Origin of the sequence: Polymorphospora sp. NPDC051019 (assembly GCF_040683055.1) — a bacterium.
Lineage (GTDB): Bacteria > Actinomycetota > Actinomycetes > Mycobacteriales > Micromonosporaceae > Polymorphospora > Polymorphospora lycopeni.
Window position 1 is genome coordinate 16,327 of record NZ_JBFBCH010000037.1, and the last position, 26,125, is coordinate 42,451.

Annotated in this window: 18 protein-coding genes and 4 pseudogenes; 15 read left to right on the top strand and 7 right to left on the bottom strand. The window is 67.8% G+C overall.

Annotated elements, in window-relative coordinates; all coding sequences use genetic code 11:
• Positions 1–163 precede the first annotated feature (163 nt).
• On the top strand, positions 164–1,492 hold the full coding sequence (locus AB0M79_RS35190) for an FG-GAP-like repeat-containing protein (RefSeq protein ID WP_364222786.1): 1,329 nt from the start codon (positions 164–166) through the stop codon (positions 1,490–1,492).
• Between the two features lie 336 nt (positions 1,493–1,828).
• On the opposite strand, the gene AB0M79_RS35195 is transcribed toward AB0M79_RS35190, so the two are convergent.
• Positions 1,829–2,221, bottom strand: a complete 393-nt coding sequence (locus AB0M79_RS35195; protein WP_364222789.1) for a hypothetical protein — start codon at positions 2,219–2,221, stop codon at positions 1,829–1,831.
• Between the two features lie 1,156 nt (positions 2,222–3,377).
• Here AB0M79_RS35195 and AB0M79_RS35200 point away from each other — a divergent pair.
• Both AB0M79_RS35200 and AB0M79_RS35205 read left to right on the top strand, forming a co-directional pair.
• Positions 3,378–4,919, top strand: a complete 1,542-nt coding sequence (locus AB0M79_RS35200) for a LysM peptidoglycan-binding domain-containing protein (RefSeq protein WP_364222792.1) — start codon at positions 3,378–3,380, stop codon at positions 4,917–4,919.
• Complete coding sequence (locus AB0M79_RS35205) at positions 4,828–5,154, top strand: transposase (protein ID WP_364222842.1); 327 nt, start codon at positions 4,828–4,830, stop codon at positions 5,152–5,154. The genes AB0M79_RS35200 and AB0M79_RS35205 overlap by 92 nt, the downstream gene beginning before the upstream one ends.
• Before the next feature lie 240 nt (positions 5,155–5,394).
• Here the strand turns inward: AB0M79_RS35205 and AB0M79_RS35210 are convergent.
• Together AB0M79_RS35210 and AB0M79_RS35215 are read right to left on the bottom strand one after the other, a co-directional pair.
• Positions 5,395–6,189, bottom strand: a pseudogene (locus AB0M79_RS35210) (IS630 family transposase); the annotation flags it as partial.
• Positions 6,190–6,191: 2 nt separating this feature from the next.
• On the bottom strand, positions 6,192–9,020 hold the full coding sequence (locus AB0M79_RS35215) for an AAA family ATPase (RefSeq protein WP_364222795.1): 2,829 nt from the start codon (positions 9,018–9,020) through the stop codon (positions 6,192–6,194).
• Between the two features lie 246 nt (positions 9,021–9,266).
• On the opposite strand from AB0M79_RS35215, the gene AB0M79_RS35220 reads away from it, so the two are divergent.
• The 3 genes and pseudogenes from AB0M79_RS35220 to AB0M79_RS35230 all read left to right on the top strand — a co-directional run.
• The gene (locus AB0M79_RS35220) at positions 9,267–9,686 is read left to right on the top strand and encodes a peptidase inhibitor family I36 protein (RefSeq protein WP_364222797.1); all 420 of its coding nucleotides are present in this window, start codon (positions 9,267–9,269) and stop codon (positions 9,684–9,686) included.
• 151 nt (positions 9,687–9,837) lie between these two features.
• The gene (locus tag AB0M79_RS35225; RefSeq protein ID WP_364222800.1) at positions 9,838–12,564 is read left to right on the top strand and encodes a tetratricopeptide repeat protein; all 2,727 of its coding nucleotides are present in this window, start codon (positions 9,838–9,840) and stop codon (positions 12,562–12,564) included.
• A 521-nt stretch (positions 12,565–13,085) separates the two neighbouring features.
• Positions 13,086–13,300 (top strand): annotated as a pseudogene (locus AB0M79_RS35230) (IS701 family transposase); the annotation flags it as partial.
• 200 nt (positions 13,301–13,500) lie between these two features.
• On the opposite strand, the gene AB0M79_RS35235 reads toward AB0M79_RS35230, so the two are convergent.
• The gene (locus AB0M79_RS35235; protein ID WP_364222803.1) at positions 13,501–14,511 is read right to left on the bottom strand and encodes a hypothetical protein; all 1,011 of its coding nucleotides are present in this window, start codon (positions 14,509–14,511) and stop codon (positions 13,501–13,503) included.
• A 348-nt stretch (positions 14,512–14,859) separates the two neighbouring features.
• Here AB0M79_RS35235 and AB0M79_RS35240 point away from each other — a divergent pair.
• The 3 genes and pseudogenes from AB0M79_RS35240 to AB0M79_RS35250 form a co-directional block, all read left to right on the top strand.
• Positions 14,860–14,960: pseudogene (locus AB0M79_RS35240) on the top strand (transposase); the annotation flags it as partial.
• 70 nt (positions 14,961–15,030) lie between these two features.
• On the top strand, positions 15,031–15,159 hold the full coding sequence (locus AB0M79_RS35245; RefSeq protein ID WP_364222806.1) for a hypothetical protein: 129 nt from the start codon (positions 15,031–15,033) through the stop codon (positions 15,157–15,159).
• Positions 15,160–15,303: 144 nt separating this feature from the next.
• Complete coding sequence (locus AB0M79_RS35250; RefSeq protein ID WP_364222809.1) at positions 15,304–17,304, top strand: hypothetical protein; 2,001 nt, start codon at positions 15,304–15,306, stop codon at positions 17,302–17,304.
• A gap of 31 nt (positions 17,305–17,335) precedes the next feature.
• Here AB0M79_RS35250 and AB0M79_RS35255 read toward each other — a convergent pair whose 3' ends face one another.
• The 3 genes from AB0M79_RS35255 to AB0M79_RS35265 are packed head-to-tail and all read right to left on the bottom strand — an operon-like array spanning position 17,336 to position 19,157.
• A complete protein-coding gene (locus AB0M79_RS35255; RefSeq protein ID WP_364222812.1) occupies positions 17,336–17,572 on the bottom strand; it encodes a hypothetical protein in 237 nt (78 codons plus the stop codon).
• A gap of 47 nt (positions 17,573–17,619) precedes the next feature.
• On the bottom strand, positions 17,620–18,021 hold the full coding sequence (locus AB0M79_RS35260; protein WP_364222815.1) for an Imm1 family immunity protein: 402 nt from the start codon (positions 18,019–18,021) through the stop codon (positions 17,620–17,622).
• The gene (locus AB0M79_RS35265; protein ID WP_364222818.1) at positions 18,018–19,157 is read right to left on the bottom strand and encodes a DUF6244 family protein; all 1,140 of its coding nucleotides are present in this window, start codon (positions 19,155–19,157) and stop codon (positions 18,018–18,020) included. Before AB0M79_RS35265 ends, AB0M79_RS35260 begins: the two co-directional genes overlap by 4 nt.
• 209 nt (positions 19,158–19,366) lie before the next feature.
• On the opposite strand from AB0M79_RS35265, the gene AB0M79_RS35270 reads away from it, so the two are divergent.
• The 6 genes and pseudogenes from AB0M79_RS35270 to AB0M79_RS35295 all read left to right on the top strand — a co-directional run.
• A complete protein-coding gene (locus AB0M79_RS35270) occupies positions 19,367–20,179 on the top strand; it encodes a tyrosine-type recombinase/integrase (RefSeq protein ID WP_364222845.1) in 813 nt (270 codons plus the stop codon).
• 87 nt (positions 20,180–20,266) lie between these two features.
• Positions 20,267–21,697, top strand: a complete 1,431-nt coding sequence (locus AB0M79_RS35275; RefSeq protein WP_364222821.1) for a helix-turn-helix domain-containing protein — start codon at positions 20,267–20,269, stop codon at positions 21,695–21,697.
• Between the two features lie 47 nt (positions 21,698–21,744).
• Positions 21,745–22,430 (top strand): annotated as a pseudogene (locus AB0M79_RS35280) (2'-5' RNA ligase family protein).
• Positions 22,431–22,781: 351 nt separating this feature from the next.
• Positions 22,782–23,522, top strand: a complete 741-nt coding sequence (locus AB0M79_RS35285) for an ABC transporter ATP-binding protein (RefSeq protein ID WP_364222824.1) — start codon at positions 22,782–22,784, stop codon at positions 23,520–23,522.
• Complete coding sequence (locus AB0M79_RS35290; protein ID WP_364222827.1) at positions 23,519–25,825, top strand: ABC transporter permease; 2,307 nt, start codon at positions 23,519–23,521, stop codon at positions 25,823–25,825. The genes AB0M79_RS35285 and AB0M79_RS35290 overlap by 4 nt, the downstream gene beginning before the upstream one ends.
• On the top strand, positions 25,822–26,125 hold a 304-nt coding region (locus tag AB0M79_RS35295), incomplete at its 3' end, for a hypothetical protein (protein ID WP_364222830.1). The genes AB0M79_RS35290 and AB0M79_RS35295, both read left to right, overlap by 4 nt.

Consider the following 26,125-nt stretch of genomic DNA (forward strand, 5'->3'; position numbering starts at 1 on the left):
CCGCTACAACGGCAACGCCAACGGCACCCTCGGCCGCGGCGTGGTCGTCGGCTCGGGCTGGAACACCATGCGCCTCATCAACAACTAACCAACCAGCCCCATCCGCTCGACAAACCCCGACAAGCTTCCAAACCCATACCCGCACAGAGAAAGGGACCGGGCAATGATCAGCACCAAGTTCGCGAAACGAGCCAAGGCGCTACTTCTCACACGAGCTACCGCGGTCGCCGCCCTCGCGACGGCACTGGCAATCCCCGCCATCATCCTGCCCACCTCGCCAGCCAGCGCGGCGACCCGTGCGGGCATTGTCTCCATCGCCCGAGCCGAGATCGGCACCTCCGAACCCAGCGGCTGCGACAAGTACGGCATCGACTGCAGCACCACCGCCTGGTGCGCCGCATTCACCCAGTGGGTCTGGCGACGCGCCGGAGTGAGCCCGGTTCCGACCACCCTCGTCGCCCGCAACGTCGGGAAGTGGGGCGTCGACAACGGCCTGTTCAAGCCCCGGTCCGACAACGGCGGCAACCCGCAGCCAGGCGACATCGTCGTCTACGGCGCGCCCGCCAACCAAGTCGGTGGCCACGTCGGGATCGTCGAGACCGTCTACAGCAACGGCAACATCACGACCATCGAGGGCAACTTCAACAACTCGGTCACCCGCCGCTCAAACCTGAACCCGGCCACCGCGACCGGAAACGGCAAGCACATCTCCGGCTACGTCCGACCGCCCAAGACCAGCGACGCGTTGCGGGATGTGACTGGGGATGGGAAGTCGGATCTGCTCGCGGTCGATTCCAGCGGCAATCGCATGTACCGGTACGCGGGGTCCGGGACCGGGGGCTTCGGGACCGCCGCGCAGCTCGGCCCAGGCTGGGGTGCGACCCGGCTGATCACGATGGCCGACTTCACCGGTGACGGTATCGCCGACATGCTCGCGATCCGTACCGACGGAAGCCTCTACCGCTACACCGGAACCGGGAACGGCAGCTTCGCCTCCGCGGTACGCATCTGGGAAGGCGGCTGGGGAGTGTTCCGCCTGGTCACCTCCGCCGACTTCACCGGTGACGGGCGCGCCGACCTGCTCGCGGTGCACAGCGACGGCAGTCTCTACCGCTACAACGGCAACGCCAACGGCACCGTCAGTCGCGTCGGTGTCGTCGGCTCGGGCTGGAACGCCATGCGCCTGATCACCGCCGCCGACGTCAACGGCGACGGCCGGGCCGACATCCTCGCCGTGCACAACAACGGCAGCCTCTACTACTACAAGGGCAACGGCAACGGCACCGTCCAGGCCGGAACCGTCATCGGCAACGGATGGGCCTCCTTCCGCGCCGTCACCGCCGCCGACTACACCAGCGACGGCCGCGCCGATCTCCTCGCGGTGCACAGCGACGGCAGCCTCTACCGCTACAACGGCAACGCCAACGGCACCCTCGGCCGCGGCGTGGTCGTCGGCTCGGGCTGGAACACCATGCGCCTCATCAACAACTAACCAACCAGAACCTGTACCGGGCCGGTGCTTGTAGGCAAGCACCGGCCCGGTCTCACGTCTCATCCTGTCCACCCGAGTGATCGACCACCGCTCGGACGGGGTCTCCGTCGGCGTTGCGGGCGGCGCGGCCCGACGCACGCCCGCGTAGGAGGAGAACCGGGAGCGCAAGCGGCCCGAGCGGCACCGCTCCTGCCCGACGGCAGTTGGAGGCGCCCCGCCCGGTCCGTGACATCGCGGTGTCGGCGCCACCCGGTGATCGGGTGGCGCCGACACCTTCGGTGCAGCATGCCGCCATCACGGCAGACGTAACGGCGGATTGCGACTACAAGGTTCGAGTCATGGCCGCGAATACACGCCAATGGAGGTATAGGACGAGCCATTGTAGAGCCATGCCTGAACGTGGGTGATTCCGCCGACCGGGCCGCTCTGCGTGAAGTTGAAGGACCTGCATTCTCCGGTCGCGGTGCGGGTTTGATCAGGGTAGCCATCATCGCCGAGATAATTGGAGCCTTGATGGAAGGCGAACCGGACCTGGGTGGAACCCGACCCAGCGTAATCGCAGACCTCGCCCTGAATCCCAAGTGAGCGGTTGTACCAGATGAAGGTGCCGGCACTGTACCCGTAGGCGACGCTGCCCGAGAAGTTGCTGGTCGGGTTGGCGTGTGCGGTCGATGGCGAAAGCCCGAGGGTCGCGGCGACCGCGATGGCAGCAAGCGTACTTGACGCCATGAATCTCTTCACGATACCCCTATCTGTTGGCAATCTCGTGCCGACTAACGTATCGCCTGCCATCTATACTGAGCAAGTTTTGCCTGGTAGTCAATCGTAAGGGATCACGAACCGTTTCAAGTCCGGCCTGATGATTACCCCGAGACGACCGGAAGTGTCTGCGAGGTCGATCATGTGGAGGGGGAGCCACGTCGGCGCGGCCGATTCTGGCAAGATCCGTACGAGCCCTAAGATCGATCGGTCACCAGGCAACTTGAACTGAATCATATGGTCGCAGTTGCCGCCAGATGTGGATCAGATAGCGTTCGATTCCAATGATCCCGCGCCAGGCGGCATCCAACTCCGCGATTGTCGCGGGCATGGTTTGGAGTCGCACACGGGCAATGGCCTCCCACGCCGCCTCCGGCCATCATCGGCGAGGCGTACGAAGTACGTGCCCGCACCCGCTCCGGCACCCAGGTCCCGAAACGCTCCACCGGTTGGAGCGTCTTGTCCGACAACCTGATGCCCCTGACCATCACCTGTCGTACGTGGACGGGACGGCCTCACATGCCGTCGTAGCCCAGCCGACGCCAAAGATGATCGGAACAGCCGTTGCCGCAGTCGTGGGCAGCGCCTTCTGCCGCCGCCGGTTCATGCGGAGGCTATGTCATCGATGGATTCGGGCGTACGCCATTCGCCTGGCCGCACGCCGGTGGCTGCGGCGACAGCACCGATGTCGTGGTGACCGTCGCCGAACTCGAACCTTCCGCGACGCCGTTCACCAGAAGTTGCTCGAGCTGTCGACCGGGTAACTCAACCGGCGGTCACGTTGACGCTGTCGAAGAAGTCGCAGGTCAAGGCCGGTTTGTAAGGTCGTGTCAGGTCCTGTTAGGTCGTGTTAGGTCCGTCCCCCTGCCCAACCGGCCCGATCCGTCCTAGCGTCGATCTCGACCGATTGGTCCGGTCGAACCTCTCATTCTTCTGGCACACGCTGGCGTTCCTGAGCCGGCCCAAACACCACGGCCGGCCGGGTGATCGTCCATGCCCTCGTGCCGGTCGGAAGTGGTTCACCGGGCCAGCCGCAGTTGCGGACGTTGCGAGGGAGTTGGCGATGCGGGTGGCGCGGGGCGTGTGGGAAGCCGCATGGATCTTGCTGTTTCTGGCCGGGGTACCAGTGGTCCTGGTTCGCCTGGCCGGCCTACCCAGTCCCCGGGATGTACCCGACCGGCAGGCGCTGGTTGCCTGGATCGCCGAGCCGCTCACGCCCGGTTTCGTCGGCGGCTGCCTGGCCGCCGTCGCGTGGCTGCTCTGGGCACTGGTGGTGGCGGTGGCCGTCACCCGCGTCACGACCAGGTTGTCGTCGCGGCGCCGCTGGCTGGCCCGGATGCGCCTGCCCGCACCAGTGCAGGGCCTGGCGGCCGCGCTGCTCGGCGCGGCCGCAGTCAGCTCCGCCAGCCCCGCCCTCGCCCACCCCACTACGCCGGTCGCCGTCACCGACACCCACCCAGACCAGGCCCGCGAGACCCGACCAACCGCCATCGCCGGCGGCTCCACCACGACCAGAACCGAACAGGCCGGTACGACGGCCGAGTCCGGGCAGGTGACCGTACGGCGCGGCGACACCCTGTGGAAGATCGCCGATACCCGCCTGGACGACCCGACCCGCTGGCGCGAGATCTACCGGCTCAACGCAGACCAGTACCCGCTACGGGGCGGACACCACCTACGGCCCGGCTGGGTCCTGACCCTGCCCACCGCACCAGAAGCCCCGACCGCCCCGCCCAGCCAGCAGCCGCCACCGCCCCCGATCGACCAGTCCCCGCCCACCACGGCAGACGGCGACCCCGATGCGCCGGACGCACCGCAGACCAGCGGGCCCACCACCCACGCCCCGTCCCCCGACGGAGAAGATCTGGCCGGCGGCCAGGGCGAGGAATGCCTGCCCGGGGTGTCGCTGCCTAGCGGCTGGATCGGCATCGGCGTCGCCACCGCGATCATGGCCGCGGCCACCCTGGTCGTGGCCCGCCGCCGACGCCACGACGGGAAGCCGCCACCGCCGCCCGGCACACCCCTCGACGAAGCCGACCTCGCAGGACTGCCTCCCGTCGTGACCGACATCCAACGCGCCCTGCTCGACCAGACCAGCACACCCGACACCCAGCCCGACGACGCCGCAACGACCGACGACCTCGACGATCCCGAACAGGACAGTCGGCCAGCCGGTGCCATCCGCGCCAGCGCCGCACCCGGCCCTGCGCACCTCGACTGGCGGGCGCGCTCGTGGCCGGCTCATGGGCTTGCGGTCACGGGCTCCGGCGCCCTCGCGGCGGCACGCGGCATCCTGGCCGACGCCCTGACCAACGAGCAGCAGGACGAACCCGACGTCCATGGCCACGTCGTCGTTGACGGCCGCACCCTGGCCGTCCTGACCGGCGGCACCGTCCACACCGGCACCGTCCCCGGCTTGACCGTCGCCGGCGGCCTGCCGGACGCCCTCGCCCGAGGTGCGCCGCCTCGATCGGCGCATCACCGAGGCAACGGCGACCCTGACCGCCGCCGTCGCCGCCTCAGGCACCACCCTGACCGATCCGCACGGCATCGGAGACGTCCTCGCCGCGAAGATCCTGGCCCACTCCGGCGCTGTCAGCAGGTTCCGGTCGCAGTCCGCGTTCGCCTCGTACTGCGGTGTCGCGCCGATAGAGGTGTCATCCGGTGACATCCAACGGCATCGCCTGTCGCGTGCCGGCGACCGGCAGCTGAACTACGCGCTGCATGTCATGGCCATGGCCCAGATCAAACGAGCGACGCAGGGCCGGGACTACTACCAGCGCAAACGAGCGGCGGGCAAGATCCACAAAGAGGCCATGCGCTGCCTGAAACGCCGCCTCGCGGACGTCGTCTACCGGACCATGATCAAAGACACGGAGACCTCTCTGACGCCAACGCCTTGACACAGAGAGGTGCCGTTCGCGAGACAGTCCCCCCCCGTGCCTGTCGGGCGGCTGGTGCTGTGGGGGCCTCTACCGTCCCGGGTTCCACAGATAATCCGGGTCCTGCGACACGTCTGCGGGTCCTGTCGCTGGTCAGGGCGTTGCGGTCTAGCGGAAGAGCCGGGAATCCCTAGTGACACGGATCGCGCGATCAGCGGTAGTGACGTGGGGCTTCCTCTTGATGTCCTAGTGGCTTGATCGCTAAGCGCCTGGCCAGAAGTTCTGTCCGTAACCGTCGGGTAGCCAGGGTGATGTCCATGGCGCTGCGGTGGTGAGGTTCTGCTGGTTGCTGCGGTTGCGGAAGAAGGCGTGGGCTTGGCGTACGCGGTCGGGCATGGTGGCTGGGGCGGTGTTGGCGATGTGGTGTTTGAGGGCGGCCCATATCCGTTCGACGGGGTTGTCCTGTGGGCTGTAGCGGGCGCCTTCGATCAGGAGTAGCCGGGGATGCTCGGCCAGCCATTTCCTGGTGGTCTTGCTGTGGTGGGTGGTGCCGTTGTCGCAGATGACCGCTACTACGGGGGCGTCGGGGTAAGCGGCCAGGAGCTTGTCGAGGAAGTAGCAGAAGACCTCGGAGACGTTCTTGATCGAGATGTGGTGGTGGAAGGCGCCGGTGGTCAGGTTGAGTGCGCCGTGGATGGTGCGGCGTAGGTTGGAGCCGGGGGTCGGGATCCGGTGTCGGATGCCGGTGGGCATCCAGCAGGCGCGGACGCGGGCGAGCAGGTCCAGGTGGGTTTCGTCTTCGGCCAGGACGACGGAGCCGGCGGGTAGGGCGGCGATCTGTTGACGGATGTTCGTGCAGGTGGCGTCGTGGTCGGGGTCGCTCTTGGCGATCAGTCGGGGCCGGCACCAGCGGGCCTGCTCGCGGATGCGCCGGTACAGGGTGCGTGGGCTGAGGCCGGGACGGCCCAGGGCGCGCCAGATCCGTGTGGTGGTCCATGCCTTCGGCGTGGTCAGCAGGGTCCGTATGCGGTCGCCCAGGCGGGGTGAGCCGAGCCGCATCACTCGGACGAGGCGAGTGCCGCCGAAAGCTCATGGCGAGAGGTGATGTTCAGCTTGCGGTAGGCACTGGTGAGGTGAATCTCGACGGTACGACGTGTGACGAAGAGTTGCTGGGCGATGTCGCGGTTCGTGGCACCTCGCGCGGCCAACCTGGCGACACGGAGTTCCTGGGCGGTCAACGCCTCAGGCCCTGACAACGTGACACGGCGCGGGCGGGCACCGGCGGCCAGCAGTTCGTCGGTCGCCTGGCTGGTTAGCAACTGCGCCCCGCAACGGCTGGCGTGGTGCAGGGCCCGGCGCAGCGGCTCCTGGGCGGCACTGCGCTCACCGCTGCGGCGTAGGGCGGCGCCGTACTCGAACAGGGCGTGTGCGTGGTAAAGCGTTGCGGACGTGCCGTCGAGGACGGTCACGGCCTCCCGGAGCAGGGCGACACGTTCACCGCTCTTGGCGACCGCAGCCGCCGTTCGTAGGGCGGTGCCGAGCGAGCGCGGGGATCTGAACCGCCGGGCTAGTTCGAGTTCCTCGGCGGCCAGAGCGCGAGCCTTGGCGGTGTCGCCCACCGCCAGGCACGCCTGCACCGTCTCGAAGCGCCACCCGGCGAAGGCCGGATTGGTGTACCCGGCGGCGGTGAGCGCGTCACCGCAGATGGTCAGGTCGGCGAGCGCATCGGCCGGGCGGTGCTGCTGGAGACGGAGTCGGGCCCTGGCCAGGTGGAAGAAGTGGGAGATCAGCCAGTTCAGCGGCAGATGTGTTTCGAGACCCAGGGTGGTGAGTACGCTCTGGGCGGCGGCGGTCTCGCCACGGGCGACGAGCGCGTCGACGAGGACCGCGGCGGCCAGGGGGCGTTCCTCGGGTCTGTCCTGATAGATCTCCATCGCCGTCTGGCCGTCGGCTTCGGCCTCCATGAGCTTGCCGACGTCAATCGCGGTGTGTGAACGGAGCACCGAGAGATAGCCGAACGTGGCAAGGTCCCCGTCCTGTCGCGCGGCGTCGATTCCTGTACCGAGGAGCTGTAGCGCCTGGTCGCTGTCCCCACAGATGGCCAGCGCCGCGCCCGCCAGGTTGACCAGCATGCCGAAGCCTCTGGTTGGTAAGGGACCGGTCGCGGCGACGGTGGCCAGGCGGATGGTCTCGTCCGCCGGGCGGTCGCCGGTGGCGGCCGCGAGGAATGCGAGAGTCGCGTACACCATCCGGCCTGCGTCCGTGGTGCCGCAGAGATCGGGTACCGCCTGTTCGAGCTGATGAATCCAGATGTGAGGTGGATCCATGGCGGTGAGACCGCCGAACGCGGCTGCGGCAAGGACGCGGGTGGCGATCTCCGGGCTGCCGCCCGCGACGCTCTGTGCGTAGCGTAGTAGGTGGCCGCCCTGGTGATGCTGCCCGGCAATCACCAGTTGCGTCCCGAGGTCCACCGCGGTCCCGGCGGGGATGTTCGCGGCGTCGGGGGTGTTCAGGAGCGACTGCAGGCGGATCGCGGCGTCGTCGAGCCGGTTCACTCGCACCAGCGCCCGAATCAGGTCCACGCTGATCGAGGTGCGAGCGGATGGTGCGGGTGGCTCGATCAGCGCCCGTTCCAGGAACCGGACCGCGCTCTCGATCGCGCCACGGCCGGACGCGGCGTGCGCCGCGCTATGCAGAGCGTCGGCGACCCATGGATCGCGGGTCGGTTCACAGGCGAGGAGGTGGGGTGCGATGTGTTCGGGTGCCACCTGCTCGGCTGCCAGCAGCAGGGCTGCCGCCTTGTGAAGGTGGGCACGAAGAGGCGCGCTGATGTCGGTGTAGACGGCGGTACGAAGCAGGGGGTGCACGAAGTCGAGAGGTAGCCCTGGGGCAAGAACGGCTTCGTGTACAAGAAGGTCGACGGTTTGCGCGGTCTGGTTCGCGCCTGCGTCCGGCCGCGTCGTTCCGGCGGCGATGTTGGAGAGCGTCGCGGCCCGGTGCAGCGTGGCGGAGCCGCCGAGCACGGCCACTGCCCGGGCCAGGTGCAGGGCCTGAAGTCCCACCGACGTGATACGCGCCAGTACGGACCTGGTGATGAAGTCGGAATGCAGTGCTTCCAGGTGGTGCACTTCGCTCGCTCGCGCGGCGACGCCTCTGACGCGTAACGCGTTGATCGCCTCGGTGAGCAGGAACGGGTTGCCCCCGCTGACGGTCGCGCACGCCTCGCAGAAACTCTCTTCCGCGCCCGGCGACATGGTGTCCCGAACCAGCGCCGTGACGGCCTCACGGCTCAGTGGAGCCAGGGGCAGGATCTCCGCGCTGACGCCGCTCAGTACCCGTGCGGCGGGTGAGTGGCCGTGACGCCAGGCGAGGCGGGTGGCGAGCAGCAGCAGGATCGGCAGGTGCGTCACCCGTCGCGCCAAATGGGAGAGGAACCGCAGCGACGCCTCGTCGGCCCAGTGGACATCGTCGACCACCAGCAGCAGTGATCTCTGTTCGGCGAGGTTGGCGCACAGCCAGTGAAGAGCATGGACGACATCGCCGACCGGTGTGTCGGGGGAACCGGGACGGTTGTCGAACACCACCGAGGCGAGCCGAGCGGCGCCGGTGAAGAGGTCCGCTCGATCCGCCGACGCGACAGCGTGCAGGGCGGGTTCGAACAGCTGCCGTACAACTCCGAACGGCATGTCCTGTTCGAGCTCGCCGCAGTGTGCTGCGAGCACCGCGACCTCCTGGCGTTGAGCGTTCCGGCACACACTCGCCAGCAGCGCCGACTTGCCGATGCCGGGCGCACCTTCGACGAGCACGACCGCACCGATCCCCCCGTTGAGTCCGGCAACGAGGTCCCAGATCCGCAGTTGCTCGTGATCGCGTTCCAGCAGAGTCATGAGTCAGACGGACCGACCGCAGCTTTCGCGCTTGCCCGGTTGCCTCGGTCACCCAAATCGCTGGACGAAGGCAATCCTTCGGTGGGTACCGTGATGCCACCTCGGCGCGTCTCCGCAGATCCTTGGGTCATGGCAGAACGTTAGCCGATGGTGGCATCGATCCGAAGTGGATGTGCCGCGTTGATCGATTGGGTCGATCACGGCAACTACCGACTCTGCCGCCCGTCAAGGTCGAAAGGGAGAAGAATGCGCAGAACCAGAACAGCCGTCGCCCGCGCCATGGTCCTCGTTCTCGGATGTGCGTCGCTATTCGCGGCGCTCACCCCGTCCGCCGCCTCGGCGGCCACCCCCAGGAACGGCATCTGCGAAACCGGCGAGATCTGTTTCTACTGGGGTCACAACCTGACGGGGTCGCTCTCTGACTTCACGGGATCGCTCAAGAGGTACGGCTCGACCCAACCCAGCTGCTACGAGTTTCGGTCGCCGGGCATCGGGCAGGGCGAGTGCCTGAAGAACAACGCCACCTCAGCGTGGAACCGCAGCGGCCGCACCGTCCGCGTCTACTACAACAGTGACCACGCCGGCCCGTACGACGACGTGGCCCCCCGGACGTCGCGGAACCTGGGCAACACCTACCTCAACAACGCCTCGCACGAATTCCGCTGAGCACCGGACACCGCAGGTTCGGCGTCGGAACTCCCTGCGGCGCCGAATACTGCCGGCGATGGCGGAGCATCGAGACGAAAGGCTCGTGCACGCTAGTGTCCGGTGACTGATCTTCTCGTGGATTTTCCGACCCAGATGGGACCTTGCCGTGTTGGCTTTCGGCGATGCGCTGCTCGGCTGGCTGGTCTCGGCGGCCGGCACCGAAATGTTCCGTCGTCTGCGTGGCGACCGCGTCAAAACGGCCATGCGTACGGTCGTGGCGGATGCCGCCGACGCCACGCTGATCGAGATCACCGAACGGGGTGGTCAACTCGGTCAGGACACCGCGCAGGAATTGCGCCGCGCGCTCACGGGCCGTCGCGACGGCATCGGCGTGGCCCAGGTGGGCGATCGTACGGAGCTGGCGACAGCACTACGCCGGTGGCTCGACGTCAACGCCGGACGAGGACTCGCCGAGCAGGGCTGGCCGGCAACGCCGGAGATCGTCGCGGAGTGCCTGGCCGGCCACATCGTCGCAGGAATTCACGGGAACGCACGTGCCGGCGGTGTCCTCGCGCCGCTGTCGGAGTGGTTGTGGCGCAACGAGGCCGTCGAGATCCTGGGGCGTATCGAGTACAAGGTGGATCGTATGCAGCTCCCGGATCGTTCCGGCGGTCATCTGCCCGGGCACACGCCGGACTTCACCGGCCGCAACCGGGCGGTCGAGGAGTTGTCCAGCAGGCTGGAGGCACACGACCCGTCCGGTACCGTCGTCTCGATCAGCTCGGTGACCGGGATGGCCGGCGTGGGCAAGACGACCCTTGCGTTGCACGTCGCGCACCGCTTCGCGGCGAGGTACCCGGACGGCCAGTTCTTCATCGACCTCTACGGTTTCACCCCCGGCCTGCCGCCGGTAACCCCGCTCGTGGCGCTGGAGCAGTTGCTCGACCAGGCCGGCGTACCGAGCCACAGCATCCCGCCTGACCTGGAGCGCCGGCAGGCTCGTTGGCGGGCCCGAATGGCCGGACGGACCGCGCTGGTCGTGCTCGACAACGCGCTGAACGCCGCGCAGGTCGCGCCACTGCTACCGATGTCGGCGGGTAGCCCAGTGATTATCACGAGCCGCAGCCGGTCCGCCGCTTTGCCCGGTACGCGGCCGCTGTGGCTGGACGTCATGACGCCGCAGGAGTCCGCCGCCCTGCTGGTGCGGCTGGTCGGCGCCGGCCGCTGCCCGGATGCGGCGCAGGTGGCGAGGGTGACGGAGCTGCTCGGTCACCTTCCGCTCGCCGTCACGGTCGTCGCCGGCCGAATGAACAACGACCCGACACTCGAACTCACCGACGTGTGGGCCGACTTGGTCGACACGAACCGTCGGCTCGGTGAGAGCAACGCGGAGTACGCGGGCACGCGCGCGAGCTTCGAGGTCTCCGTCGACCGGCTCGACGAAGAGACTCTCCACGCGTTTCGGCTGGCCGGTGTGCACCCCGGCCCCACGATCGGTGTCGAGCAGTTCGCGGCCCTGCTGGACCGTCTCCCGACGCAGGCCGCCCGCGTACTTCGGAACCTCGGTGACCGCAACCTCGTCAGGCCCACGCGCAACTCCGGCAGCCGGCGCTGCTACGAGCAACACGACCTGCTTCGCGACTACGCCCGGGACCAGGCCGGCAGGTCACTTTCTCCGGCGTACCGCTCCGAGGCGATCCACCGCCTCACCGTGTGGTACCTCGACGCGCTCGACACGGCCGTGCGGCACTGGTACGCCGCCGCGCCGGCCGGTGGCGACACGGCGGGCCGGCTGAGGCTCGACGGCCCGGACGACGCCCGTGCCTGGCTCGTCGCCGAGCAGGACAACCTGATCGCACTCACCGCCGTCGCCGAGAACCGGGATGCGGCCACGCTGGGCACCCTCGCCGCCCGACGGCTGTACCTGCTGGACCATCACGTCTCGGCCAACCGCCTCGCGCAGCGCAGCACGGAGACGTTCCAGATGCTCGGTGACCGTGGTGGCGCCGCCCGTGCCCAGCGAATCCTCGCCGACGTCGCCCGGGCCACCGGCGACTTCCCGGCCGCCGAGCGGCTCGCGTCCAGCGCGATACAGGTCAGCCGGGAGGTCGGCGACCAACTCGGCGAGGCGCTCGCCCTGCAGAGCCTGGGCGACGTGCTGCGACTGCGCGGCAGCTTCGAAGATTCACGACAGCAGTTCGAGCGCTCGGTGGAGGTCTGCCGGGAAATCCACGAGCAGCGTGGTGAAGGCCACGCGTTGCGTGGACTCGGCGACGCCTTCGCCGCCGTGGGGCAGTTCACGACGGCGGCACAGCACTACACGCGCGGCGCGGAACTCCTCACCGACTTCGGTGAGCGGCTGGGCGCCAACCACGTCCGGCGCGGCCTCGGCGACGTCGCGGTCGGGCACGGCGATCTCATCACCGCCGCCGAACTGTACCGGTCGGCGTTCCTGACCTACCAGGAACTCGCCGACCGGTACGCCGAGGCGCGTACCCTACGCGACATGGGCGATCTCGTCCTGTTGCTCCACCAGCGCGCCGTTGCCGGGCAGCACCACACCCGCGCACTGACGATCTGTCAGGAGATCGGCGATCGACTCGGTGAGGCCCACGCGCTGCGCGGCCTCGGCGACGTCGCTGCCGGCGAAAAGCAGTGGGACGACGCCGAGCGGCACTACGGCGCGTCGGCCGCGCTCTGTGAGCGACTCGGCGACCTCGTCGGCCTGGCCCGGGCACGCTGGGGACTGGGGCAGGTCGAGGTAGCCCGGCAGCGGCCCGATCGAGCCCGAGAGCTGTGGGGTCGTGCGTTGCGCGGCCTGGAGCAGACCGGTTGCCCCTTGGCCGGACGGATCAGGGAAGGGCTGCGCGACCTGCCGCCGCCTGACCCACGATGACGGTCGGCTACGGATCAGAAGGTTAGGGGTTCGAGTCCCTTCGGGCGCACAGAATCAAAAGGGGTCTGACCTGCAGGAATGTCGGTCAGGCCCCTTGCTTGTTGTGTCCCTTGTGGATGGTTGGGTGCTCGGTGGGTGCTCGTGCGACGAGCATCCACCGCGTCCCGGCCTGTCCAGGGGCGGCGCGTCCTGTCCGGGTTGGTTTTGATCATGGTGTCCCTTGTCGGCCCGCAAGTCCGGATAGTGGGACGGCGTTCTGTGGGCGAGGCGCTGCTCTTTTGGGCCGGGATCGTGGTGCTGGCGGTGCGTCTTCGTCATGATTTCCGGCGTGCGGGCGCCAAGGCGGGCGGTGCGAAGTCCGGCTCCGGTCTCACTCGAGTGGCCGGAGCCGGACGCCTTTGGCGGAGCCGTTCAATGGTGCCCTCGGCCGAAGGGCGCCGACCTTCTGTCAAGGCATCGAACACGGTAACAGTCGCACCCAATCTATCTCGTGGCGGTGGCTGTGGAGGTGAACGGGCGCTGTTGCATTGGCGGACATGGTGAGCTGCGGTAGGGGTGCCGGTCAGATCGCTGGCGCGTCGAACCCGACTACCGCGAACTCGAAACCGGACTCGGCATCGACCACTTCGAAGGCCACAGCCGCACCGGCTGGCACCGCCACGTCACCCTCACCGTCCTGCCCCAGGCCTTTCGCACCCTGCTCCGCCTCGACCCAAAAGCACATGCGCCGGCCTGACCCTGTACGCCGTACTCCGTCAAATACAACAACTTCTGACCGTCATGGCCGGTGCATGCCACACCTGCAACCATCCATACCACGACACAAGCTAACAAAGCACTACCAGGAGACTGCCGTCGGTCGACCTTCTCGGTCGGGTCGGGGCCGGAGCCGGTGTTGGTGTTCGAGCGCGGACAGCAGGTCGGACTGGTCGTCGGCTACCCGGTCGTCGCGCCCAGGGTGACGTGCCGCGATTCCATTGCGGCGAACTCGCAGTTGGTGAGGGCCTGGGCGGCGTCGTCGCAGGGGGCGGCGGAGTGCACCCACAGCCGGCGCAGCCGGTCGTGCCGGACAGGTTCCAGCCGTAGGTCTCCGCATACGTGCAGGATCTCCAACTGTGGGAACGCCCGCAGTAGTGCGGTCGCGTCGACCGGTGTCCGCCACGCGAACGGCACGGCGTCGTCGTCGCCGAAGATCACCATGTCGAACAGCGCGAGACCGGTGAGGGAGGTCAGCCGTGGCACCGCGTCGAGCAGTACGGACACCGCCGCGGCCAACTCGGCTGGTGGGAGGCCCTCCTCGAACTGGTCCTCGTACACCCCGACCACGAGTGCCCGGAGATTGTCGGCGCCGATCGTGTCCAGCAGTTGTTCGAGTGTCCCGGCGAACCGGTCGGCCCCGCCGCTGTCCGGCCACTCGACGCGCCAGGCCACGCATGCCGGGTCGACCTTGGATGCGGCGTCGCTCGGGTACTCCACGACCATGCGTGGGCCCAGCGCCGGCAGCGGGTCGAGCCAGTCGGGTTGCCACTCTCCGACCGTCGGCCGCGGTTCCGGTTCGTTGTAATAGAGGGCCCGCGCACCGCCGCGCGCGGCCTGCTCGGTCACATCGGTGCCGTAGCCGTTCTGGACCCGGCATCGATACTGTCCGAGCAGCCAGTCCACGAACTGCAACGGACTCGCCAGTTCAGGCAGGCCGCTGTACTCCTGGTACACCCCTACCATGTCGTCACGAACCTCGATGAGGGTGCGGTACGGGAACTGCGATGGCTTGGCTAGCCGGGCCTCGCCGAGATACTTCTTCCCGGACGCCCCGAAGAGTGGGTCCATCATGTACTTGCCGGTGCCGAGCGGGTCGATCAGGACGTCCGGGCGTCGCTCCAGATACTCTCGGATCCGCGCCACGTCGAAGCGGTCGCCCCCGACCGGGGTCAGATATAGATCGTCCACCATCAGCTCCTCGTCGTGGATTCGCGCGAAAGCTAACCGCCGCCGGTGGTGTTCCGCTGGAACGCCAATTGGAAGACCCATGCGGTCTGCTGGACGCCGGATCAGGGCCTTGTCCCGGATGGTTGTTCCTGGGGTCCGTTGCGTTGGGCATCGGCAAGATCGAGGCAGACTTGAGCAGTGAGGTCATCGATCCGATCTGATTCGAGGCCGTGTGCGAGGTCGGCGTTCGCCGGGTTCCGGTTCCCGGCAGAGGTGATCGTCCTAGCGGTGCGCTGATACCTGCGGTTCAACCCAACCACTTTCCCGACAACGCCATCGCTGGCAAAGCCCTGCCGACCAGGCCCTGACCGCCGGGTAATCTGCTCGACCAACGCCATCGAGAGCGTCAACGCCCGCATCCGCCGTGCCGCGGGCACCTCCCCAACGAGCAGGCCGCACTCAAGTGTGTCTAGCTGGCGGTCATGGCCCTCGTCCCACCGGCCACGGCGCCAAACGCTCGACCACCCGTGGAAGCCGGCCTTGAACGCCTTCGACAACACCTTCGACGGGCGCCTGTCGGCCGACCGCAGGTCCCCCAACAAGACCCAGTTACACCGTCGTCATCCTGACAACCACAAAGTCGGCACGGGCGGTGATCTCGTGGTGTGACGGAGACCGTTCGAGGATCATGGGGCTGTGTCGAGGCGACCGGCTCGCCGCTGGGCGGTGCGGTACCAGCCGAGAGCCCTCGCACGGCCGGTCGTCGGGGTTGCCGTTCGTGGCGGTGTGGCATGTCGTTGTTAGCGTCGCCGCGTGCAGATCTACGGCTCGAACGCGTACCGCTCCCCGTCCCGCAGCTTCCGGACGTTGTTCTCGGCGGACGGTCGTACGTTGTTGGTTCGCGACATGGACCGGTCCTTCGACAACGACATGGTGGACGCCCTGCAGGCGATGGACGTCGACACGGGGCAGTTTGTGGTCGGGGACCGGGTCGAGGGTTTCGTGCCGGTCGGTGACGTCGTCGTGGCCGCGCTCGCCGCCGACCCGTCGACGCTGGGCGTGTACCGGGTTCGCGACCTGGCACCGGTCCGTACCGTGCCCATCGGTGTGCCGGCCGACGACGAACGTCTGGTTGCCGGGGGCGGGACGGTGGCGGCGCTGAGCCACGAAGCCGGCAGCCTCGTGGTTCTCGACACCCGCAGCTGGCAGGCTCGGCAGGTCGACATCCCCGGAAAGCCCGCCTGCGTGGCGATCAGCGACGACGGTGCCCACGTCGTGGTCGGCACGGGCCAGGGCAGGACCGGCAGGGTGGTGGTCGTCGACGCGGCGACCGGCACCGTCCGGTACGTCCTGACCGGCCCGCGCAAGGCGGTGGAGTCGGTGGCGGTGCACGGCGATCTCGTGATCGCCGGCGTCGAGGACCTGGTCCTCACCTGGACGCTGCCGACCGCGACCGCGGCGGCGACCGGCACCCGGCGCCCGACCGCCGCCCCGAAGGCACGCACACTCCACACCTTCGGCAATCACTGGGCCAACATCGTCGGGGTCACGCCGGGCGGGCTTGTCATCGCCCACAACGGCCACGTGATCGCCGCCGTCGACCCGGCGACGGGTCAGGTGGCCTGGTCCTCTCCGGACCTCCTGAGATCGTCGCAGCTCACCCTCGCCGGGGACCGGATGATCTGCACCCTCGCCGGGGACCGGCTGATCACCTCAGGGGAGCGGGCGGTCAGCGACCGGGATCCGGAAACCGGCGCGGTCCGGCAGGCCTGGCCCATGTGGGGGGTGTTCATCCGGGGTGTCACGCCACAGGTCGTGGCGGTCACCAAAGCCGGCGTCGGCCGCGTGGATCTGTTGCGGAAAAACGATGGTGCGGCTCACCACCCGGCCGGCCACGGCTGCCTGGTGCGGGACGTCTCCTTCGACGGTGAGCGGTTCGCCACGGCCGGCTACGACCGCTGGGCGTTCGTCTGGACCCGGGGTCGGGCCGACCCGATCGCCGTCGTCGACGGGGGTCACCACGGTCCACCGGGCCAGGCGGTCCACCTCACCGATGACCAGCTCTACACCAGCTTCGGCGGCTGCGTACAGCGGTGGTCGTTGGACGGATCGAAGACGCCGACGCTATGGGCCGAGAGCACGGGCTTCGACGACAATCTGACTCTGATCCGGCTCCTTCCCGCCAGCGACCTGCTACTGGTGGCGGTACGGGCGGCCCGTTGGGGCGCGGGTGAGCTGTGCCTGCTCGATCCCACCACGCTGGAAAAGGTGGACCGGTCGGCGCTGGACTGGACCGTCTACGCCGCCGAGCCGCTCGACGAGCGCCGGCTGCTGCTGCGCGGTGACCGCGTCACCGTCGAGTACGACACCGTCGCCGGCCGCCGCATCCGCCGGAAGATCCACGCAGGCCAGCCCGACACCCGCACCCATCGCTACCTGTATCCGCACCGTTCGCTGCAGATCGAGAAACGGACGTACGTGACGACGAAAGACACAGGGGAGCTGGCGGAGCGGGGCTGGCTCACCGTGACCGACCCGACCGACGGCACCGTCCGACACGACCGCATCGAGACGGTCGAGTTCACCGGGCGCGGCGACCTGGCCGCCGACGGCGTCTTCGCGACCCCGCACCCCGACGCGATCCGGTTGTGGGACCTCGACGCGGGAAAGGTGCTGCACGAGCTGCCGACCCCACCACTGATCCACCAGCTGTGGTGGTTTCCGGACGGCCGGTCCCTGCTCGCCTCCACCTACAACGGCGGCCTGCACGAGGTGCCCGGCCCGCGCCCGGACGCGGATGGCCGGATGCCGTAACCGATGGGCCGGGGCCGGAACACGCCGACGGTCAGCCGGGTGCGAGCGGAAGGTTGAGCGACCTCAAACCGTTGACCGGCTGAAAGCCGGTTTCGGGGCGATAGCCGGGCGCGGCGATGGCCTGGCTGCCTACCACACGGAAACTCGCTGTTGGGCCTTCGGACGACATGGCTTCGACAGAGCTGAGCCCAGCCACGCTAATCCCGGTCGCGGCCACCGCCTTGTCGTGAAGGCAATCCCACGACGGGATAATCGTTTCATGTTCCAAGGACCGGGCGGTACCTGCTCGGTCGTAGGTGGTGCCTGGGCCGGTGTTCAGTCGCGTGTCGGGTGTTCCCAGGTCACGCTGGTGGGGCGGGTGCCTGTGGTGACGTACTCGATGACGGCTTGGCGGGTTGTGGCGGTGTTCAGCCGGGCGAGGTTGGCGGGAACGTCGGATAGTCCGGTGTCGGGGGATTCGTAGACGGTGATGGGGGTGTCGGGGTCGAGATCGGTGGCGTGGCTGCCGTCGGGTAGCCAGCGTAGTGCGGCCCGGTCGGCGTCGATATCGATGTCGATGCGTAGGGTGGGCTGGTCGGGTGGGCCGATGGTGATCGTCTGTCCGCAGCCTCCGTGGGGCATGATCGTTTCGATCTGTTCGTCGAAGCGGCGTCCGGCCTGCTCGGGGTCGGTGAGTTCGTAGGGGTGTCCGTGGTAGTCGCGTAGTTGTGGGGTCATCGGGTGATCCTTTCGCCGGTGCCGGTGTAGATACGGTGCCACCAGGTGTTGCCGCCGTCGCGGGTGACCCAGACCCGTAGCCGGCTTCCGGTGGGGAGGATGGCGGGCAGGATCTTGTCGCAGGTGTAGGGGTAGGTCTTGTCGCGGTCGTTGGTGCCGCAGACGGTGTTGTCGATGGCGAGGTCGGACTCGGTGCGGCCGGTGCGGCGCATGTGTGCGGCGGCTTTCGACTCGGCGTGGTCGTAGAAGGTGACCGGTGGGCCTCGTAGCGGGTCGTGGTCGAGGTCGGCGGCCAGGGTGCGGTCGCCTCCGCCGGAGGTGACCGGGGTGCCGTCGAGGTATCCCTGGGTGGGGCGGGTGCTGCCGGCCGGGCGTGGCGTCAGGCGGCTGTTGGCGTTCCTCACCGTGTCGGGCAGGGTCGCGGAATCGGCCCGCACCCATGCGGGATCGGCCGGCTCGGGGATGGCCTGGTCCTGCACCGGGGAGGATGTCGACGTTCCGGCAGGGTCCGCGACCTGGCCTGGGCCAGCGGATACGGGATCCCTGGAGGGGCCGCCACCGGTGTCATCGCCGATGGCGGCTGGGTGACCGGTGGCGCCGACCTGGCGTGCCCGCGTCAGCGCCGACTCGACACGCTGCTGGGCGGCGTGTCCGTGTGCCTTGGCCGCGGTGAGGGTTCGGCCCAACTGCTGTAGGCGTGACAGGGTGGGGCCGGGCTCACCGCCTTGCAGGGTCGCCGTGACGAGCCGGGTGGCCTGTTCGACCCTGGATGCCGCCTGCACGAGGCTGCTGTCGACGGTGGTGAGGGCGGCCAGCGCGGGGGTGAGCGCGTTGGTGATGTCGTGAGGGGAGGGCTGGCCTGGTACGGCGGCAACCGACCGCAAGGCCTGCGCCAGCACGTCACCGGCCACCGCCAGCCGCCTGTGGACGTCTGCGACCACCTCGCGTATCGCCGCCAGCCTGGCGACGATGCCGGTGAAGCCTGCCGCGGCGGCCTTGGTGCTGATCCGGGTCAGGGCGTCGTCGATCGCCGCCGTCTGGCTCCTTGCCCCGTCCACCGTGGCGGCCAGCGTCCGCAGACTGTCATCGATCTCGTCCGTCAGCGGGATCGCGCCACCTCCCTTATCGACAACCACGGCCGGGGCTGGCTCGGGCGCCTATACAACGGGATGATTCTGGCGGCATCGCTGTCTATCCGGGCGAGGGCTCTCTCCCGGTACGGCTTCAGTCGTTGTGGACGGTTCAGGTGATCGCTACCCCCATAGGCCCAGTGATGGTGTGGATGCCCGAACACGCTGGCCGTTTCCTCGACCACGCCCACACCTACGACATTGCCCTCTACGCGATGTTTCTGCTGATCCTGCACCGCGGCCTGCTACGCGGCGAGGCCTGCGGACTACGCGACCACGACATCGACCTCGACGCCGGCCATGCCACCATCGTTCAACAGATCACCCCCGTCGGCTACACCCCCGTCACCCGGCAGGTCAAGACCGATGCCGGCGACCGCCTCATTCCCCTCGGCCCCAAGACCACCGAAGCCCTACGCGCCTACCTCCAGATGCGTGACCGCTGGCAACACGTCAGCGGCGCCGACTGGCCCGACACCGGACTGTTCTTCGTCCGCCCCGACGGCCAACCCTGGCACCCCCAAACCGTCAGCGACCGCTTCGACCACCTCATCACCACCAGCGGCCTACCACCCGTACGACTACACGACCTCCGCCACCTACCTCCGCCACGGCGGAGCCGACCTCAAAGAAATCCAGGAAACCCTCGGCCACTCCAACATCGCCCTCACCTCCGACACCTACACCTCCGTCATCCTCGGACTACAACGCACCCACGCCGACGCCGCAGCCGACCTCATCCCCACGCACCACATAGAACAACCACACCCAATCCCCGCCACCACACCAACGCCGGCCCGGGGCGCCCGTCAGCCCACGACGGACGGGCGCCCGGCCCGCAGATGCTGGTTGCCAGCCGCCACACCGCCCGCGCAGGTAACCGGCGGTGCACTGAAAACGGAGCGGGTAGCAACTTCCGACCGGCAGAGAACACCCATGGTCGTTCGTCGAGCACCACACCAGCGTGGTCCGAAGCGTTCCCCACGGCCGGGCTCTCGTCCTCGCCAGGCCGAAGCGTCGGGACTTGACCTCCCGGAACACGGCAGAGTGGAATTGGGTGAGAAGCCAAGCAAATCTCGGCACCTGCCGAAGAGGCACTCGATCAAGATCGGAGATTGACGCTATGGGGCGTTCATGAGTGGTCAGCCGAGCATGTCGAGAGGTTACGTACCGCATCAAGGCTGACCAAGACCGAGTTCGCACGCCGGCTCGGCGTCACCATGCGGTCCGTCACGAACTGGGAGAACGGCGCGAGAATATCGCCATTCAGCCAGTCGCTACTCGATGCCTTTCTGATTGGCGCCAAGGAGGATGTAACGAGTCGCTTCCAGGTGCTGACGGCCGAAAACGGCGCCAGCCAGTCAGGTAACGGCGAAACCAGCTCGTCCGAGGCCGAGAGCAGCGATACCCAGCGCAAGCCTCCTGAGGACAGCCGGGTGGATGGCCAGCATCCAGACCGAGCAGCATGTACTCTGGGAATTTCCAACGCTGCGGGTAGTTACCGGTCACCTGTGATCAAACTCGCCCAGGAAACGCCCCCAACTCCGACAAGAGTCGCTGGTTCAGTTGTCGAGTCACCGACGGTAGTGCTGGAACGCATCAAGATCCAGGGCGGATTCCATCTATCGGACGCGACCCTCGACGCGTTGGATTCGTTCATCAACGACGTCATCGACCGCTACGAGTTGGAGGGGCCATCGACGCTGGCGGGGGAAGTTGTTTCGCAACGGCGATGGCTACAGCCGTCGCTGACCGGATGGGTGCCACCCCGCCACGCTCACAGGCTGGCGACGATAGCCGGCAAGCTGTCCGGCTGGCTGAGCTACATGGCCGTCAACCTCGGCCTGTTCAGCTCGGCCCGCGCCTACGGCAGCGAGGCGTTCCAGCTTGCCGAGCACGCCGAGAACGATGACCTCAAGGCATGGGTCCGCGGCACCCAGAGCCTCGCCGAGTTCTACGACGGGCAGTACCGCAAGGCGCTCGACTACGCCGTCGACGGCCGCCGGTACGCCGATAGCGGCCCGCAGGCGGTGCGACTCGCTGTCAACGGTCAGGCCCGTGCCCTGGGGCATCTCGAAGAGCGAAAGGCGGCGGAGGCCACTATCGACGAGGCGTACGAACTGCTGCCCCGGTTCCCGTCCGAGCCCGGGATGTCGCCCTGCATCTCCTTCGGCGTCTACAGCCGGGCCCGGGTCGCATCGAACGCCGCGACCGCCTATCTGGCCCTGCCCCTCCCCGACAAGGCGCTGCAGCACGCGCAGGACGCCGCAGCGACGGTGGAGACATCGTCGTCGCAGTGGAGCCACGCACTCGTACGGCTCGACATGGCCTCCGCGTTCATCACGAAGCCCCGCCCCGAACTGGAGCACGGCATCGCGCTCGCCACCGAGGCGATGACGGCATCCCGGGAGAACCGTATCGAATCGATCCGGCAACGTCTCCGTACGTTCCAGGATCAGTTGGCCGGTGTCGCCGAGCCGGCCATGACGAGGACCTTCGACGAGCAGTTCGCCGCATGGTTGACCGAGGAATCCGTGACAACGTGACATCCCCGGATCTGTCGAGGCCGGAGGTGGACCTGCCCGGGTACGCCATGGCCGACTGGGCGCGTTACCGCCAGCTCGAGGTACTCGTGAACCACTGGGACCGGCCGGGGTGGACTCCCGGTCGCCGCTCATACCACTGGCTCATTACCTTCGACGCCACACCGGACCTAGTACACGCTGGTCGACCGCTGCCAGCAACGGTTGAAAGACCTGCCGCACCTGGACCTGGTTCCACTCTCCGGCCTTCACCTGACCGTTCAGGGGGCCGGGTTCACCGACGAGATCACACCCGCCCAAGCAGACCGGATCGTCACCGAGGCCCGCCCATACCTGTCGAGCATCCCGCCCTTTACCGTCACGATCGGCCCACTCGCCGGATCAGCAGGAGCTGTCCGGTTCAGCGTCGGCCCCCACGAGCCGGTTCTCCAGTTACGTGAGACGGTGCGGACCGCGGTCGCGGCAGTACGGGGAGCGGAGAACGTACCGACCCGCTCCACCACCTACATTCCGCACGTCGGGATTGCCTACAACAACCGGCAGGTCGACGCCGAGCCGGTCAGACAGCGGGTACATGGCTTGCGGTCCGAGCCTCCGGTGACCGCGCTGATCGACGCGATCGATCTCGTCGAGTTGCCGCGAGGGACGGCGATACGCGTGGACGACGCTGCACCGGATCCCTCTCCAGGACCCCGGTAGCTTGCCGCCGAGCAGACCGAGCGGCTCGCCTCGGTAGCAGCGCGCTACTTCAGGCGCGGAGCCAGGCACAGGTTGACGTACTCGGTGTTGGCCAAGCCGTATCGACGCGTCATGCCGGGGTTGTGTCGCCGAGCAACTCCAAGACCGATCTGCCACCGGGCTGGGTTCAGGTGGCGCCGGAGGCGCACTCACGAGTTCACTCGCGCTGACCAGACAGGATGCGCTCCCGAGGCTTCACGCCATCGACATGCCCGAAAGCGCTCGTTGGCGTCGGCAGTGTCATGTGGATGCTGACGAGATCCGGGCGGCCGCGTGAACCGAGTGTTGACCGCGCATCAGGATGCTAGCATTGTTGCTATAACTTAGAACATTGAGACATGGAGTGGGGATGCGAGATCAGCCATCAGGGCAGGACGGGCCGCCGAGTGAGTGGCTTATCCGCGGACAAGGTCTCACCAAGTCATTCGGCTCCACCCGTGCGCTGGCCGGGTGTGACGTCGACATCCGTCGCGGGGAGGTGCTGGCGATCACCGGGCCGAGTGGGTCGGGCAAGTCCACATTGCTGCATTGTCTTGCCGGGATTATGATGCCCGACTCAGGTGATGTGACGCTCCGTGAAAGGTCGCTGGGGGACCTATCCGACTCCGAGCGAGCGGCGTTGCGTCGTACGTCGTTTGGATTCGTCTTCCAGTTCGGTCAGCTAGTGCCAGAGCTGTCGGCGTTGGAGAACGCCGCGCTACCCCTGCTGCTCAACCGGACACGTCGCCGGGTCGCCCTTGCACGCGCAAAGGACTGGCTGGAAAAGTTCGGCGTAGGCGGCATGGGGTCCCGGCGGCCCGGTGAGCTGTCGGGTGGTCAGGCACAAAGAGTCGCCATCGCCCGGGCGATGGCGGTCGAGCCACAGATCATCTTCGCCGACGAGCCGACCGGTTCACTCGACTCGGAATCCGGCACGCTCGTGCTCGACGCGTTGACCAGCGCCTCTCGAGAGCACGACGTTGCCGTGGTCATCGTCACACACGACCGCCACGTCGCCTCGTACGCAGATCGCGAGATCGTGGTGCGTGACGGCATCGCATCACCGCGTCACGTGCCGGATGCGCCCGAGGCGGTCGGGGGGCGGTCGTGATCAGGCTGGCTCTGCGTCTCGGTGTGATGAGTGGCCTGCGTCCTAGCATCGCCACGACAGTCACCGCGCTGGCTACCGCCATTGGTTCCCTGCTCATGCTGCTGGTTCTGTGCATCGCCCCCGCGATGCAGGCGCGGGCCGACCGTACAGCTTGGATGGACAATCCTGTCCAGGGCGCAGTGGCGAGAGGTGACGCCGCTGGCCCTCCGGTCACCTACATCTCCACCGGAGTGGACTACCTCGGTGCGGAGTCGATCACGGTGGTCGGAGTCGCCGGCACGGCTGACGGCGCCCCTGTGCCACCTGGAATGGTGCATTTGCCACGATCGGGGACAGCTCTGCTGTCACCTGCATTGACCCGGTTGGTCAATCGCTGGCCGGAGGCAGCCGGGCGCTACGGCGTCCCGGTCGGCGAGTTGGGCCCGGATGCCCTCGCTGGGCCGGACGCCTTGGTCGTCGTGCGTGGCCTGGCGCTGGACCAGGCCGTTCTGGAAGGCCAGCCGGTAGCCGCGTTCCCGCGTACCGGTGAGGTATTGGCGCTGGAGGGCATCCTGCGGGTGCTTATGGTGGTGGGCGGGATCGCCATGCTGGCGCCGGTGCTGTTACTGGTGACCATCGGCACGCGACTGTCCGTCCGCAGCCGTGAGACGCGGCTATCGGCGCTGCGTCTCGCTGGGGCGACCCGGGGGCAGGTGAGCTGGTTTGCTGCGGTGGAGGCGGTGGTTCCCGGCATCGTGGGTATCGGTCTCGGCTTCGCCCTACTGTATCTGCTACGTCCACTAGCCGCGTACGTCAACTACGACAGCGGCCGGTGGTACGTCAGCGACCTCGCCCCGGACCGCCTCGGGGTCATATTTGTGGCGGTGGGCGTGCCACTCGTGACCGTGCTGGCCACACTGAGCACCCTGTCCCGCGTTCAACGTGACCCGCTTGCTACGCGCCGCCAGTCGCGTCCCAGCACGGTGAGCGCCTGGCGCGCAGCGCCTCTGCTGCTGGTGCTCCCTGCACTGGCCGTGGTGACGACGGTTCCTGGCATCCGGAACACTCTGGGCAGCTCCGGCCGGGTGGCGGCGGTCGCTTTTGCCCTGCTGGTACTGGCGCTGCACTTGGCCGGGCCCTTCCTTGTCCGCGCAGTCGGCATGCTGCTGGCTCGTTCCGGGCGGGTGCCGGTGCTCCTTGCTGGCCGCCGTATGGTCAACGATCCGCGCGTCGTCTACCGCTCCGTATCGGGCGTGGTGCTAGCGATCATGGTTACCTCGCTGTTTGTTGTTACAACACCGGCCGCCGCCGAGTCTCTCGAGACCACCAGCGGAAGCGGTCAGCGAGCCGGCACCGCGCAGGCCGTCGTCTTCTACGCGACCCCGGCGCAGACCGCACAGATGCGCGATCGATTGTCCAGCATAGACGGCATCTCTGCTGTTACACCGGTTTACGAGGCCATGTTGGAGACGAACTCGAGTGTCGTACGGGCCTGGATCGGCGACTGCCGCAGCATCGCGACCGCGACCTCGCTGCCCTCGGTGCCTTGCGGATCGGCTCCACTGGTGGCGACCGATGACGTGGCGGCCCACCTGCGGCTCGGGCAGGAGCCTCGCCCGCAGATGAACAGTCTGTGGTCGAATCAGGTGACCGCGCTCACCGCCCCACCGCCGGAGGGCTTCGACAGCGCGGTCGAGGTGCCGTCAGGGACGGTCGCTGTGATGCCTCCGCCTGGCGGCATGGATCTGCCTGCACTCATCGTCGATCCTAAGCTTCTCGGCTCTGTCGTATCGACGTTGCGACCGACGCTGCTGCTACTGCGTTACGACGACGACCACGCGTTGGAGCGTGCACGCACTGTTGTGGTCAGCTCGGTCAGCGGTGGTTATGTGTCGACGCGCCAGTCGGCGTACGACGGTTTCAGCAAGGACGTTCGCCGTCTCTACCGAATCGTACTGATTGCCACCCTTGGGGTGTTTCTGATGGCATCGTTCAGCCTTGTCGTCGCCGTTCTTCTCGGCCTGGTTGAGCGGCGGCGACCGTTCGCGCTCATGCGGGCCGGTGGCGCCGCAGTGTCGGTTCTGCGTCGGGCGATGATGCTGGAGGCCGCCGTGCCAATGGTGATGGCCGCGCTGCTGGCGGGGCTTTCCGGCGCGCTTCTCGGTACCTGGGTCGTGGCCGGCCACGGCGGGGGCACCGAGGTACAGTGGCAGGCCCTGGCGTTGCCGGTGATCGCTGGGACCATTCTGTGCCTGACAATGACACTGACTGCTATGCCGTTCGTGGGTAGGATCACCGACGGTGAAGCGACGAGGACGGAATGACCAACGAACTCCCGCGTGCTGCGGTCGATGACGATGTAGTAATGTCCGCCCGCAGGTATCTCGACGTCGTCGCGGCCGTCGCGTGGCTCACTGGTGTGGCAGTAAGCGCCGCGACGGTTGCCCAGGACACTCTTCCAGCTGTAGTGCTGGCTGGGACTCCGGGCATCGAGGTGATCCTGGCCCCGGCTGTCTTCGGCCTGGTGAACGCCGTCATCGTGGTCTGCGGCGAACTGGTGCTACGGCGCCGACTCGGTGATGTGCGCCGCGCAGCGCTGGTCCGGCGCTCCTTTCGGGACATCG

Coding starts and splice junctions, on each gene's coding strand:
- AB0M79_RS35260 (WP_364222815.1), bottom strand. CDS start 18,021: ATGACCCCACAACTACGCGACTACCACGGACACCCCTACGAACTCACC.
- AB0M79_RS35220 (WP_364222797.1), top strand. CDS start 9,267: ATGCGCAGAACCAGAACAGCCGTCGCCCGCGCCATGGTCCTCGTTCTC.
- AB0M79_RS35190 (WP_364222786.1), top strand. CDS start 164: ATGATCAGCACCAAGTTCGCGAAACGAGCCAAGGCGCTACTTCTCACA.
- AB0M79_RS35195 (WP_364222789.1), bottom strand. CDS start 2,221: ATGGCGTCAAGTACGCTTGCTGCCATCGCGGTCGCCGCGACCCTCGGG.
- AB0M79_RS35215 (WP_364222795.1), bottom strand. CDS start 9,020: ATGACTCTGCTGGAACGCGATCACGAGCAACTGCGGATCTGGGACCTC.
- AB0M79_RS35285 (WP_364222824.1), top strand. CDS start 22,782: ATGCGAGATCAGCCATCAGGGCAGGACGGGCCGCCGAGTGAGTGGCTT.
- AB0M79_RS35270 (WP_364222845.1), top strand. CDS start 19,367: ATGTTTCTGCTGATCCTGCACCGCGGCCTGCTACGCGGCGAGGCCTGC.